The 13,420-nt window shown below is 74.8% G+C and carries 8 protein-coding genes and 1 pseudogene; 5 read left to right on the forward strand and 4 right to left on the reverse strand.

From position 1 onward, the window contains the following. The first annotated feature begins 9 nt into the window (after positions 1–9). On the forward strand, positions 10–1,587 hold the full coding sequence (locus A8W25_RS03505) for a GMC family oxidoreductase (protein WP_067155535.1): 1,578 nt from the start codon (positions 10–12) through the stop codon (positions 1,585–1,587). A 33-nt stretch (positions 1,588–1,620) separates the two neighbouring features. On the opposite strand, the pseudogene A8W25_RS03510 reads toward A8W25_RS03505, so the two are convergent. Further along, positions 1,621–3,831, reverse strand: a pseudogene (locus A8W25_RS03510) (hypothetical protein); the annotation flags it as partial. 29 nt (positions 3,832–3,860) lie between these two features. Between A8W25_RS03510 and A8W25_RS03515 the strand changes: the two are divergent. The 4 genes from A8W25_RS03515 to A8W25_RS03530 are packed head-to-tail and all read left to right on the forward strand — an operon-like array spanning position 3,861 to position 7,430. Continuing rightward, complete coding sequence (locus tag A8W25_RS03515) at positions 3,861–5,138, forward strand: MFS transporter (RefSeq protein ID WP_067156680.1); 1,278 nt, start codon at positions 3,861–3,863, stop codon at positions 5,136–5,138. Further along, positions 5,135–5,905 (forward strand): LamB/YcsF family protein, encoded by a 771-nt coding sequence (locus A8W25_RS03520; protein ID WP_234386143.1) that lies wholly within the window; start codon positions 5,135–5,137, stop codon positions 5,903–5,905. The genes A8W25_RS03515 and A8W25_RS03520 overlap by 4 nt, the downstream gene beginning before the upstream one ends. A 14-nt stretch (positions 5,906–5,919) precedes the next feature. Further along, on the forward strand, positions 5,920–6,540 hold the full coding sequence (gene pxpB, locus A8W25_RS03525) for a 5-oxoprolinase subunit PxpB (RefSeq protein WP_067155540.1): 621 nt from the start codon (positions 5,920–5,922) through the stop codon (positions 6,538–6,540). Further along, positions 6,537–7,430, forward strand: a complete 894-nt coding sequence (locus A8W25_RS03530) for a biotin-dependent carboxyltransferase family protein (protein WP_067155543.1) — start codon at positions 6,537–6,539, stop codon at positions 7,428–7,430. The genes pxpB and A8W25_RS03530 overlap by 4 nt, the downstream gene beginning before the upstream one ends. Here the strand turns inward: A8W25_RS03530 and A8W25_RS03535 are convergent. The 3 genes from A8W25_RS03535 to A8W25_RS03545 are packed head-to-tail and all read right to left on the reverse strand — an operon-like array spanning position 7,418 to position 13,337. Continuing rightward, a complete protein-coding gene (locus tag A8W25_RS03535; protein WP_067155546.1) occupies positions 7,418–10,993 on the reverse strand; it encodes a hydantoinase B/oxoprolinase family protein in 3,576 nt (1,191 codons plus the stop codon). The two genes, A8W25_RS03530 and A8W25_RS03535, sit on opposite strands and share 13 nt — an antisense overlap. After that, entirely contained in the window at positions 10,990–12,231 is a 1,242-nt protein-coding gene (locus tag A8W25_RS03540; RefSeq protein ID WP_079125782.1) for a glycosyltransferase, read from the reverse strand. Before A8W25_RS03540 ends, A8W25_RS03535 begins: the two co-directional genes overlap by 4 nt. Beyond that, positions 12,228–13,337, reverse strand: a complete 1,110-nt coding sequence (locus tag A8W25_RS03545; RefSeq protein WP_067155549.1) for a glycosyltransferase family 4 protein — start codon at positions 13,335–13,337, stop codon at positions 12,228–12,230. Before A8W25_RS03545 ends, A8W25_RS03540 begins: the two co-directional genes overlap by 4 nt. Positions 13,338–13,420: the final 83 nt, after the last annotated feature.

The raw sequence follows: 13,420 nt of genomic DNA on the forward strand, positions 1-13,420 counted from the left end.
GAAGCAATCATGAACGAGGCCAACACCGGACCGGCCGCGGACGAGTTCGACTACGTCGTCGTCGGCGGCGGCACCGCGGGCAACGTTGTCGCGGCCCGCCTCAGCGAGGACCCCTCGGTCACCGTGTGCGTCCTGGAGGCGGGCCCCTCGGACGTCGGCGACGACAACGTGCTGCGCCTGGAGCGCTGGATGGGGCTGCTCGAATCGGGCTACGACTGGGACTACCCGGTCGAGCCGCAGGAGCGCGGCAACAGCATGATGCGCCACGCGCGCGCCAAGGTGCTCGGCGGCTGCTCCTCGCACAACTCCTGCATAGCCTTCTGGGCGCCCGCCGAGGACCTGGACGGCTGGGCGGCCGAGGGCTGTACGGGCTGGGGCGCCGAGGACGTCTTCCCGCTCTACAAGCGGCTGGAGAACAACGACGCGCCCGGCGAGCACCACGGCCGCAGCGGCCCGGTGAAGCTGCGCACCATCAAGGGCGAGGACCCCTGCGGCAGCGCGCTGCTCGACGCGTGCGCCCAGACGGGCATCCCCACCACGCCCTTCAACACCGGCCGTACGGTGATCAGAGGCGCCAACTGGTTCCAGATCAACTCCGACGAGAACAACATCCGCCAGTCCTCGTCGGTCGCGTATCTGCATCCGATCATCGGCAAGCGGCCCAATCTGACCGTACGGACCGGGATCCGCGCCAAGCGGCTGGTGATCGGCGAGGACCGCCGCTGCACCGGGGTCGAGTACCTGGACCCGGACCTGATCCACAGCCGTACCGTCTCCGCACGGCGCGAGGTCGTCGTCAGCTGCGGCTCCATCGACACGCCCAAGCTGCTGATGCTCTCCGGGATCGGCCCCGCCGACCATCTGCGCGAGGTGGGCGTCGAGGCGCTGGTGCACTCCCCCGGCGTCGGCGAGAACCTCCAGGACCACCCCGAGGGCGTCATCATGTGGGACGCCAAGCGGCCGATGCCGACCCGCTCCAACCAGTGGTGGGAGATCGGGATCTTCGCGGACACCGAGCCGGGCCTGGACCGGCCGGACCTGATGTTCCACTACGGCTCGGTGCCGTTCGACATGAACACCACCCGGCACGGCTACCCGACCAGCGAGAACGCGTTCTGTCTGACGCCCAACGTCACGCACGCCAAGTCGCGCGGCACCGTGCGGCTGCGCACCCGCGACTACCGCGACAAGCCGATGGTCGACCCGCGCTACTTCACCCATGAGCACGACGTACGGGTGATGACGTACGGGCTGAAGCTCGCCCGGGAGATCGCGGCGCAGCCCGCGCTCGCCGACTGGGCGGGCGCGGAGCTCGCGCCCGGACCGGACGTGCGCACCGACGACGAGCTGTTCGAGTACATCCGCACCACCCACAACACCGTCTACCACCCGGCGTGCACGGTGAAGATGGGCGCCGACGACGACGCGATGGCGCCGCTGGACGCCCGGCTGCGGGTCAAGGGCATCCGCGGCCTGCGCGTCGCCGACGGCTCGGTGATGCCGGAGCTGGTCACCGTCAACCCGTGCATCACGACGATGATGATCGGCGAGAAGTGCGCGGACATGATCAAGGCCGACGCGGTCTGAGCGGGCCGGGGGGCGCCGAGGCGCCCCCCGGGCTCACGCCGGCTTCTTGAACATGCGGGTCGCGGTGATCTCCCCGTGGACCGTCTCCCCGGCCGGGTCCTGCTGCGGCAGACCCGGCCGCAGGTGTTCCTCGACGCTGATGTACTTCAGCCCCGCCCTCAGGTCCGCGTCATTGCGCAGCCGGATGACCAGCGGGAACTCCGCGAGCGCCGTGGTGTCGAACAGGCCCGTGGTGTACAGGAGCTGGACGCCGAGCGCGTCCGACACGGCCCGCTGGAGCTCCAGGAGATAGGTGGCGTTGGCCCGGCCGATCGGGTTGTCCAGGAACAGCGTGCCCGCGTGGCGGTGCTTGTCGCGGCCCCGGTCGTTGCTGCGCAGCGCGGCCATCGTGCAGTACAGCGCGATCGCGGCGGTGAGCAGCTGCCCGCCGGAGAACACGTCGCCCATCTGCCCGACCGGGACGCGCTCGGCGCGCAGCACCGCGTCCGGCTTGAGGATCTCCACGGCGATGCCGCGCGGTTCGAGGGCCGCCTGAACTCCCCTCAGCAGCAGGGACATCCCGTCCCTGCGCATGTCGGAGTTCTTCTTCACGGCCGCGCGCGTGGCCTCGTCGATGACCTCGCCCAGGCGCTCGGCCAGCGTCGCCTGGTCGGGCTCCTCGAAGCGGATCCGCAGGAACTCCTGCCCCGACCACTCGCCGAGCCCCTCGGGCAGCTGCGAGAGCCGCTGGGCCGAGCGCAGTGTGGCCAGCGCCGACTCGACGAGCCCGCGCAGCCGGTCCACGATCGAGTCGCGGTTGCGCTCCAGCTGCTCCAGCTCGTCGGTGAGGACCCGCAGGCGGGGGGCGAACGCCGTCGCCCACGCCGCCGCGTGCTCGGGCAGCGCGGCGGCCGGCAGCTCCCGGATCTGCTGGCGGGCGGGGGTGCGCACCTGCTCGTACCGCGTCGCGTTGGCGTGCCGGACCAGGATGTCCGAGGCCTCGCGGACGGCGGCCTCGGCGCCCGACAGATCGCCCGCGCAGCCGCGCAGCGAACGCCTGGCCTCGGCCGCCGACTGCCGGGCCTCGGCCAGGTCGCCGGGGAACGGCTCGGGCGCCTGCTCGTCCTCCTCCTGCTGGTGGTCGCGGAGCAGGTCGCGCAGGAGCGCGGCGGTCTCGTCGAAGCCCCCGGCCGCGTCCTCGGCGGCCCGGTGGGACTGCAGGAGCTCGGCGTGCGCGGCCCGCGAGGTCTCCAGCTCGGCGCTGCGGGCGGCCAGTTCGCCGGTGGCGGTGCGCAGCAGCGCCTGCGCCTGCTCGGCGTCGCCGGGCACCTGCTCCTCGGGCAGCTCGGTGTGCGCCTCGCCGTCCTCGGGGGCCAGGCGCTCGGCCTCGCCGCGCAGCCGGCCCAACTGCTCGCTCGCCGCCGACGCCCTGGTCTCCAGGAGCTGTACGAGCGACTCGGCGCGGGCCGCGGCGGCCTGCCGGGACGGGCCGTCGGCGCCGTCGGTGCCCTCCAGGAGCTGGGCGGCGCGGGTGCGGACCTTGTTGGTGAGCCGGTTCAGCTCGGCGAGCGCGGCGCTCTCGTCGCTCTCCGCACGCGCCTGCTCGGCGCGCAGATCGGCGCCGACGCCGACCTTCTCGTACAGCTGGGACGCGGCCCGGTAGGCCTCCCGCAGAGCGGGCAGCGCGGCCTTGGGGGCGTCCCCGTCCGGCTCCGGCAGGGTCTCCGGCGCGCCCGCGATCTCGGCACGCTCGGCGCGCAGCGCGCGGGCCGTGCGGTGGGCGTCGTCGGCGGCGCGCTGGGCGGCGCGGCGGTCCTCGTCGGCGGCCCGGGCGCGATCGAGCAGGGTCTGGGCACGGGCCTCGGACTCCGCGGCCTCGTCCACGAGTTCACGCAGGGTGGCCTGCCAGCCCGCGCGCTCGCGCAGCCGGAAGGCGAGTCCGGCGAGCGCGTCGGCGGCGCGGCGGGCGCGCTGGGCGGTCTCCTGGCGCTCGTCGCGGACCCGGGACGCCTCGGCGGCGGCCTCGTCGGCCTCCGCCCGTGCCGTACGGGCCTCGGTCAGCTCCTCGCCGGCGGCCCGGGCGGCCTCGCGCGCGTCCCGCGCGGCCGTGGCGAGCTCGTCGAGCATGCCGGGCGGACAGTCGGCGCGCCAGGAGCCGAGCCGTGCGGCGAGCCCCCGGTCGCCCGCGAGGCGCGCGGCGAGGGCGCGGATCTCCTCGTCGCGGCCGGCGGCGCGGGTGCGCAGCGCCTGCCTCTCCTCGACCGCACCCTCCCCCCTCCTCCTGCGAGGTGCAGATGAGCACGACCCAGGCACAGCCGGAACAGGGCGAACTCCCCGAAAGCGGCGGCCCGTTCGGGTGGCTGCGCGCCCTCGGTCCGCGCGGCCGCCGCGCCTTCGGCGGCGCGTTCGGCGGCTACGCCCTCGACTCCTACGACTACTTCACGCTGCCGCTGAGCATGGTCGCGATCGGCGCGTACTTCGGCCTCGACCACGGTCAGACCGGTCTGCTCACCACAGTGACCCTGGTGGTCTCGGCGGTCGGCGGCGCGCTCGCCGGGATCCTGGCCGACCGCATCGGCCGGGTGAAGGCGCTGATGATCACCGTGATCACCTACGCGGTGTTCACCGTGGCCTGCGGCTTCGCGCCCACGTACGAGACGCTGATGGTCTGCCGCGCCCTCCAGGGCTTCGGCTTCGGCGGCGAGTGGGCGGTCGGCGCGATCCTGGTCGCCGAGTACGCCTCGGCCAAGGACCGCGGCCGGACCCTCGGAGCCGTGCAGAGCGCCTGGGCGGCGGGCTGGGCGCTGGCCGTCATCGTCTACACGCTGGTCTTCCACTACGTGGACGCGGACACCGCCTGGCGCGTGATGTTCTGGACGGGCGCGCTGCCCGCCCTCCTGGTGGTCTACATCCGGCGCAACGTCAGCGACGCCCCCGAGGCCGCCGCGCAGCGCGCGGCGAGCTCCGGGCGCGGCTCCTTCGCCGCGATCTTCAAGAAGGACCTGCTGCGCGCCACGTTCTTCGCGACGCTGCTCTCCACCGGCGTCCAGGGCGGCTACTACACGCTCGCCACCTGGGTGCCGACGTACCTCAAGACCGAGCGCGGCCTCACCGTCGTCGGCACCGGCGGCTATCTGACGTTCCTGATCTCCGGTGCCTTCCTCGGCTATCTCACCGGCGGTGTGCTCAGCGACCGGCTCGGCCGCAAGCGGAACATCCAGCTCTTCGCCGTCCTGTCCGCGGTCTGCATCCTGGTGTACACACACATCCCGTCCGGCGCGAACACCCTGCTGCTCGTCCTCGGCTTCCCGCTGGGCTTCTGTATGTCCGCGATCTTCAGCGGGTTCGGCTCGTTCCTGAGCGAGCTCTATCCGACGGCGGTACGCGGTACGGGCCAGGGCTTCACGTACAACAGCGGCCGGGCCGTCGGCGCCTTCCTGCCCACCTTCGTGGGCTACCTCTCCGACAGCTGGGGCGTGGGCGGCGCGCTGACCCTGGGCGCGGCCGGCTACGCGCTGGCCTTCGTGGCCCTGTTCGGGCTGCCCGAGACCCGCGGCCAGGAGCTGACGTGATCGTTTCCCCGTCCCCCATCGACCTCAACGCCGACCTGGGCGAGGGCTTCGGACGCTGGCGGCTGACCGACGACGAGCAGTTGCTGTCCGTCGTCACCAGCGCCAACGTGGCCTGCGGCTTCCACGCGGGCGACGCGGCCACCATGCGGCGCGTGTGTGCCCTGGCGGCAGAGCGCGGGGTGCGGATCGGGGCCCAGGTCTCCTACCGCGATCTGGCCGGGTTCGGACGGCGTTCCATGGACGTGCCGCCGGACGAGCTCGCGGCCGAGGTCGCCTACCAGATAGGCGCGTTGGAGGTCTTCGCGCGCGCCGCGGGCAGCCGGGTCTCCTATGTGAAGCCGCACGGCGCGCTCTACAACCGCGTCGTCCACGACGAGCAGCAGGCGGCGGCCGTCGTCGAGGGGATACGCCTGGCGAGCACCGCGCTTCCGGTGCTCGGGCTGCCCGGCTCCCGCCTGCTGGCGCGGGCCGCCAAGGCCGGACTGCCCGTCGTCGGCGAGGCGTTCGCGGACCGCGCGTACACCTCGCACGCCACCCTCGTTCCGCGCGGCCAGGACGGCGCGGTCCTCACCCACCCGGACACGGTCGTCGAGCGGTCGCTCGCCCTGGCCCGGACCGGCACGGTGACCGCCTCCACGGGCGAGAGCGTCGAGGTACGCGCGCGTTCGCTCTGTCTGCACGGCGACACCCCCGGCGCCGCCGCCCTCGCCCGCCGGGTGCGGGCGGAACTGGAGGGCGCGGGCGTACGGGTGGAGGCCTTCGCGTGAGGCGTGCCCTGCCGATGCGGACGCTGCCGGTCGGCGACCGCGCGCTGCTCGTCGAGCTGGCGAGCGGCGAGGACGCCGAGGCCCTCCACGCCGAGCTGCTGCGCCGCCGCGCCGCCGGAAGCCTGCCGCCCGTACGGGAGATCGTCCCGGCGGCCCGTACGGTCCTGCTCGACGGTCTGGACGACCCCGCGCGCCTCGCGGCCCTGCTCCCCGGCTGGGAGGTGGCACCGCCGCGCGCGGACGCGGGCGCGGCGGTGGAGATCCCGGTCCGCTACGACGGCCCCGACCTGGCCGAGGTCGCGGCGGTGTGGGGTGTCTCGCCCGAGGCCGCGGTACGGATCCACAGCGCGGCCGAATTCCGGGTGGCCTTCTGCGGGTTCGCGCCCGGCTTCGGCTATCTGACCGGGCTCCCCGAGCGGTACGGGGTGCCCCGCCGCGCCACCCCGAGGACCGCGGTCCCGGCCGGGTCGGTCGCCCTGGCCGGCCCGTACACCGGTGTCTATCCGCGCTCGTCCCCGGGCGGCTGGCAGCTCGTCGGCACCACGGACGCCGTGCTCTGGGACCCGGACCGCGAGCCCGCCGCGCTCCTCTCACCGGGCACCCGGGTGCGCTTCGTCCCCCGGGGCGGGGCATGACCGACCGGGCCTTCTGCGTGGTACGGGCCGGTGCGCTCACCTCCGTCCAGGACGAGGGGCGCCCCGGCCACGCCCACCTCGGCGTGCCGCGCTCGGGGGCGCTCGACCTGCCCGCGAGCCGCCTCGCCAACCGGCTGGTGGGGAACCCGCCGGGCGCCGCCGTCCTGGAGACGACGCTGAACGGGTGCGCGGTGCGCCCCCGCCGGACCGTCACGGTCGCGGTGACGGGCGCGCCCTGCCCGGTGACCGTCGACGGGCGCCCGGCGGCGTGGGGCGCGCCGGTGCGGGTGCCCGCGGGGGCCGTCCTGGAGGTCGGCGCCGCCGTGCGCGGAGTGCGCTCCTATGTGGGGTTCGCCGGGGGGATCTCCGTCGAGCCGGTCCTCGGCAGCCGCTCCACCGACCTGCTCTCGGGGCTCGGCCCGGCCCCGCTCACGGACGGCGCCGTACTGCCCCTGGGGCATCCGGCCGAGCACTGCGCGCGCGTGGACGCGGCACCCGCGCCGGGGCCGCCTCGGGAGCTGGTGCTGCGGGTGCTGCCCGGGCCGCGCGCCGACTGGTTCACGCCGAACGCCTTCACCGCCCTCGCGGGCGGCCGCTACCGGGTCTCCTCCGCGAGCAACCGCATCGGCCTGCGCACCGAGGGCCCGGCCCTGGAGCGGGCGGTCCACGGCGAGCTGCCCAGCGAGGGCATGGTGCGAGGTGCGGTCCAGGTGCCGCCGGACGGACGCCCGGTGGTGTTCCTCGCCGACCATCCGACCACCGGCGGGTATCCGGTGGTCGGTGTGGTGGCCGGAGCGGACCTGGCCGCCGCCGCGCAGGCCGCGCCCGGCACACCGCTGCGGTTCGTGCCCGTGCGCGGCTCCGCCGTACGGGGCCGTCAGGAGCCGTAGCCGCCGCCTCCGGGCGTGCGGACGACCAGGACGTCCCCGGCGTCCACCTCGACGGTGTCCACGCCGCCCAGCGCCTCGCTGCGGCCGTCCGCGCGCTCCACCAGGTTGGCGCCGAGCGCGCCCGGCGCGCCGCCCGCCATGCCGTACGGCGGCACGCGCCGGTGGCCGGTCAGCAGGGCGACCGTCATCGGTTCGAGGAAGCGGATCCGCCGCTCGACCCCGCATCCGCCGCTCCAGCGGCCCCGCCCGCCGCTGCCCTCCCGTACGGCGAAGGCGTCCACCCGTACCGGATAGCGCCACTCCAGCACCTCCGGGTCGGTGAGGCGCGAGTTGGTCATATGGGTCTGCACGGCGTCCGCGCCGTCGAAGCCGTCGCCCGCGCCCGAGCCGCTGGCCACCGTCTCGTAGTACTGCACCCGGTCGTTGCCGAAGGTGACGTTGTTCATCGTGCCCGAGCCCTCGGCCTGGATCCCGAGGGCCGCGTAGAGCGCGCCGGTGACGGCCTGCGAGGTCTCGACGTTTCCGGCCACGGTCGCGGCCGGGGGCTCCGGCGCCAGCATCGAGCCCGGCGGCACGCGTACCTCCAGCGGTTCGAGACAGCCGCTGTTGAGCGGGATGTCGTCGTCCACCAGCGTCCGGAAGACGTAGAGGACCGCGGCCATCACCACCGACCTGGGCGCGTTGAAGTTGCCCGGCTGCTGCGGCGAGGTGCCGGTGAAGTCCAGTACGGCGCCGCGGTTCTCGCGGTCCACGGTGACGGCGACCCGGATGACGGCGCCGCCGTCGGTCTCGTAGGTGTACGAGCCGTCGCTCAGCTTCGCCACGATCCGCCGCACCGACTCCTCGGCGTTGGCCCGCACATGCCTCATGTACGCCTGGACGACGTCGGTGCCGAACTCGTCGGTCATACGCCGCAGTTCGGCGATGCCCTTCTCGTTGGCGGCGATCTGGGCGCGCAGGTCGGCGAGGTTGGTGCCGGGGTCGCGCGAGGGGTGGGCGGCGCCGGTCAGCAGCTCCCGCGTCTCGGCCTCGCGCAGCCGCCCGTCCCGTACCAGCAGCCAGTTGTCGAAGAGCACGCCCTCCTCCTCGACGGTCCGGCTGAAGGCGGGCATGGAGCCGGGGGTGATGCCGCCGATCTCGGCGTGGTGGCCGCGCGAGGCCACCAGGAACCGCAGCTCCGCGCCGTCGAACACCGGGGTCACCACGGTGATGTCGGGCAGATGGGTGCCGCCGTGGTACGGGTCGTTGATCGCGTAGACGTCGCCGGGCCGCATGGCGTCCTCGTTGCGGCGCAGCACCTCCTTGATGGACTCGCCCATCGAGCCCAGGTGCACCGGGATGTGCGGGGCGTTGGCGATCAGATTGCCCTCCGCGTCGAAGAGCGCGCAGGAGAAGTCGAGGCGCTCCTTGATGTTGACGGAGTGGGCGGTGTTCTCCAGACGGACGCCCATCTGCTCGGCGATCGCCATGAAGAGGTTGTTGAAGACCTCCAGCATCACCGGGTCGACGTCCGTGCCGACGGCGGTGCGGCCGGGGCGGGGGCGTACCCGGGTCAGGAGCAGATGCCCGAGCTCCCCGGCGGCGGCCTGCCAGCCGTCGTCCACCACGGTGGTGGCGTCCGCCTCGGCGACGATCGCCGGCCCGGTGACGGTGTCGCCGGTCCCGAGCGCGGCGCGCCGGTACAGCGGCACCTCCCGGCGCTCGCCCGCCACGAACATGCCCACGGTGGCCGGGGGTCCGCCCGCACCCTCGCGCGCGTACTCCTCGACCTCGGGGGCGCCGTGCGGCCCGGCGGCGCCGACGGCCTCCACCGACACCGCCTCCACGGTCAGCGGCTTGTCCATGGTGAAGGCGTACCGCGCGCGGTGCTCGCCTTCGAACGCCTCCTTCATGGCGTGCGCCGTGTCCAGGTCGACCGGCAGGCTCGCGTCCGTACCGGCGTAGCGGAGCAGTACGCGCGCGTGGGTGGTGACCGCGTCGTCGGGGACGCCGTCGGCGCGCAGTTCGGCACGCGTGCGTGCCGCGAGTTCCCGGCACAGCCCGCGCACCCGCCCGGCGGCGGCCTCGTCGAGCTCCTCCTCCACGGACTGCTCGCGCATCGCGGTCGCGTCGGCGAGGCCGATGCCGTAGGCGGACAGGACTCCGGCCAGCGGCGGTACGACGACGGTGTCGACGCCGAGCGCGTCCGCGACCGCGCAGGCGTGCTGGCCGCCCGCGCCGCCGAAGCTGGTCAGGGCGTAGCGGGTGACGTCGTGGCCGCGCTGCACGGAGATCTTCTTGACCGCGTTCGCCATGTTGAGGACGGCGATCTCCAGGAATCCGGCGGCGACCTCCTCGGGGGTGCGGCCGCCGCCGGTGCGCTCGGCCAGGGCGGCGAACCGCTCCCGTACCACCTCGGCGTCCAGCGGCTGGTCGCCGTTGGGGCCGAACACCGCCGGGAAGTGGGCGGGCTGGATCCGGCCGAGCATCACATTGGCGTCGGTGACGGTCAGCGGGCCGCCGCGCCGGTAGCAGGCCGGGCCCGGGACCGCGCCCGCCGAGTCGGGGCCGACCCGGTAGCGCTGCCCGTCGAAGTGGAGCACCGAGCCGCCGCCCGCCGCCACGGTGTGGATGTTCATCATCGGGGCGCGCATCCGTACCCCGGCGACCTGTGTGCCGAAGTCCCGCTCGAAGGCGCCCGCGTAGTGCGAGACGTCGGTGGAGGTGCCGCCCATGTCGAAGCCGATCACGCGCGCGTGGCCGGCCTGTCCGGCGGTGCGGGCCATGCCGACCACACCGCCGGCCGGGCCGGAGAGCACCGCGTCCTTGCCCCGGAAGTGCGCGGCCTCCCGCAGACCGCCGTTGGACTGCATGAACATCAGCCGTACGCCGTCGAGTTCCTTGGCGACCTCGTCCACGTAGCGGCGCAGGATCGGCGAGAGGTAGGCGTCCACCACGGTGGTGTCGCCGCGCGGCACCAGCTTGATGAGCGGGCTCACCTCGTGCGAGCAGCTGACCTGGGTGAAGCCGAGCGCGCGGGCGGCGTCCGCGACGGCCACCTCGTGGTCGGGGTGGCGGTAGCCGTGCATGAGGACGACGGCGGCGCTGCGGAAGCCCTCCGCGCGGGCGGCCCGCAGCCCCTCGGTGACGCCCGCGAGGTCGAGCGGACGGACGGTGGCACCGTGCGCGTCGACCCGCTCGGCCACCTCCACGACCCGCTCGTAGACCGCGTCCGGCAGCACGATGTGCCGGTCGAACAGGCGCGGCCGGTTCTGGTACGCGATCCGCAGCGCGTCCCGGAAGCCCTCGGTGACGACCAGCACGGTCGGCTCGCCGCGCCGCTCCAGGAGGGCGTTGGTGGCGACGGTGGTCCCCATCTTGACGACGGAGATCCGGTCGGCCGGGACCGGCTCGTCGGGCCCGAGGCCCAGCAGCAGCCGGATCCCGGCGACCGCGGCGTCACGGTGGCGCTCCGGGTCGTGGGAGAGGAGCTTGCGGCTGACCAGGCGGCCGTCGGGCCGCCGGCCCACCACGTCGGTGAAGGTGCCGCCACGGTCGATCCAGAACTCCCAGCGCCCTGTCATCCCTCCATTCTGGCAAGGCGGGCCGGGCCCGGGGGCGCACCGACGGCCCCGAGCGCGGCGGCGGGCGCCGCCACGGCGCGCGGCACCTCTCCCGACGCCGCACCCGCCCCCGCCCGCACCGGCGCGTCGTGCGCCGCCAGGAACGCCGTCACCGAGGCGTCCCAGCCGAAGAGTTCGCCGCGCGCGCGTGCGGCCTGCCTGCGGGGCTCCTCCGGGCGGTCCAGGAGCTCTTGGACCGCGTCGGCGAAGGCCGCGCCCGTGTCGGCGGCGGACAGTCCCGCCGCACCCACCACCTCGGGCAGCGCCGAGGAGCGGCTGCACACCACCGGCGTACCGCCCGCCAGCGCCTCCAGGGCCGAGAGGCCAAACGTTTCAGCGGGCCCGGGCGCCAGACAGACGTCCGCCGCGGACTGGAGGTCGGCCAGCCGTCCCCGGTCACGGACGTGGCCCAGGAACCTCACCGGCAGCCGCGCGGCCCGCGCCCGGCGCTCCAGACCGGTGGCCAGCGGCCCGTCCCCGGCCACCACGAGGGCCGCGCGCACACCGCGGCGCCGCAGCTCCGCCAGCGCGTCCAGGGCGGTGCCCGGCCGCTTCTCGACGGAGAGGCGGGAGCACAGCACCAGCAGCACGCTCTCCTCCCCCAGCCAGTGCTCGCGCAGCGGCAGGGAGCGCCGCCCGGGGTGGCAGCGCGCCAGGTCGACGCCCAGCGGCGCGCGCGTCACATTGCGCGCCCCGATCCGTACGAACTCGCGCTCGGCCCACTCCGTGGTGCACAGGACGCGTGAATACGCCCAGGCGGAGCGTCTGTTGACGCGGTCGGCGGCAGCGCGCGCGAGGCTCTCGGGGGCGCCCCAGGTCCGCAGCACGCCGTCCGTCGTCTCGTGCGAGACCATCACCGAGGGCACCCGCTCGCGCCGCGCCCACTCCCCCGTCCAGCGCAGGGTGGTGCGGTCCGACACCTCGATCCGGTCGGGCCCCAGCGCCTCCAGGACGCGCCGCACCCGGCGGCGGTCGGCGAGCACCCGGTAGCCGCCGGTGCCGGGCAGCACCACGCCCGGCAGGGTGATCACCCGTCCCTGCTCGGTGTGTTCGTCGCGCGCGTGGGCGCCGGGAACGATCAGCGCGGGGTCGTGGCCGGCGGCCAGATAGCCGCGGCCGAGCTCCCGCAGCGCGGTGCGCAGCCCGCCCGAGGAGGGCGCGACGAAGTTGGCGAGGCGGACGATCCGCAGCCCGCTCATGCCGCCACCACCCGGCGCTCGCCCAGCACGTCGGCGTAGTGGCCGAGCAGCTGGTCGCCGACGGCGGCCCAGGTCCGGCCCTCGACGGGCCCGGCCCTCCCGTACGCGTGGCGCGTCGCCGGATCCGCCAGCCGCAGCACCGCGTCCCGGACCGCTCCGGCGTCGCCCGGCGTGACCAGCAGTCCGGTACGCCCGTGGTCCACCAGGTCGAGCGGCCCGCCCGCCGCGGGGGCGATCACCGCCACCCCGCTCGCCATGGCCTCCTGCACGGTCTGGCAGAACGTCTCGTACGGCCCGGTGTGCGCGAAGACGTCCAGGGAGGCGAAGACCCGGGCGAGTTCGTCGCCGGTGCGGCGGCCCAGGAACAGGGCCCCGGGCAGCGCGCCCCGCAGCGCCCCGGCGCTCGGCCCGTCCCCGGTGATCACCACCCGGACCCCGGGCAGCGCGCAGACCCCGGAAAGGAGCTCCACCTGCTTCTCGGCGGCGAGCCGGCCCACATAGCCGACGATCAGCTCGCCGCCGGGGGCGAGTTCACGCCGCAGCGCCTCGTCGCGCAGCTCTGGCCGGAACCGTACGGTGTCGACGCCGCGCGGCCACAGCCGCACCCGCTCCACACCGTGCTCCTGAAGATCGCGGACGGCGGCGGTGGAGGGGGCGAGGGTGCGGTCGGCGGCGCCGTGGACGGCTCTGATCCGCCGCCAGGCGGTGTTCTCGCCGGTGCCCATGTACGTACGGGCGTATCCGGCGAGGTCGGTCTGGTAGACGGCGACGGCGGGCACCCCGAGCCGGGCGGCGGCCGCCATCCCGCGCACCCCGAGCACGAACGGGCTCGCCAGATGGACCAGTTCGGCCCGGTGCGCGGTGATGGCGGCGGCCACCCGGCGGCTCGGCAGAGCCACCCTGACCTGCGGATAGCCGGGCAGCGGCAGCGAGGGGACGCGGATCACCGTACAGGGGGCGGTGATGTCGTCCCCGGCTGCCGCGGCCGGGGCTATGACGAGCGGTTCATGACCGCGGGCGGCGAGGTGGCGGGCGGTCTGCAGGGCGCAGTGGGCGACGCCGTTGACATCGGGCGGGAAGGATTCGGTGACGATGACGACACGCATACCCGTGTTGTCGTCGCCGCCGGGGTGGCCCCGCCGACTTGGATCTTTCCGCCCGGGGAACGTCCCATGAGCATTTCAGACAG

Origin of the sequence: Streptomyces sp. ERV7, assembly GCF_001653515.1 — a bacterium.
In the GTDB taxonomy this organism is placed as follows: Bacteria; Actinomycetota; Actinomycetes; order Streptomycetales; family Streptomycetaceae; genus Streptomyces.

Bases quoted from the DNA above. Each gene is read 5' to 3' on its own strand.
- A8W25_RS03505 (WP_067155535.1), top strand. From the start codon at position 10: ATGAACGAGGCCAACACCGGACCGGCCGCGGACGAGTTCGACTACGTC.
- A8W25_RS03515 (WP_067156680.1), top strand. From the start codon at position 3,861: ATGAGCACGACCCAGGCACAGCCGGAACAGGGCGAACTCCCCGAAAGC.
- pxpB (WP_067155540.1), top strand. From the start codon at position 5,920: ATGCGGACGCTGCCGGTCGGCGACCGCGCGCTGCTCGTCGAGCTGGCG.
- A8W25_RS03530 (WP_067155543.1), top strand. From the start codon at position 6,537: ATGACCGACCGGGCCTTCTGCGTGGTACGGGCCGGTGCGCTCACCTCC.
- A8W25_RS03535 (WP_067155546.1), bottom strand. From the start codon at position 10,993: ATGACAGGGCGCTGGGAGTTCTGGATCGACCGTGGCGGCACCTTCACC.
- A8W25_RS03540 (WP_079125782.1), bottom strand. From the start codon at position 12,231: ATGAGCGGGCTGCGGATCGTCCGCCTCGCCAACTTCGTCGCGCCCTCC.
- A8W25_RS03545 (WP_067155549.1), bottom strand. From the start codon at position 13,337: ATGCGTGTCGTCATCGTCACCGAATCCTTCCCGCCCGATGTCAACGGC.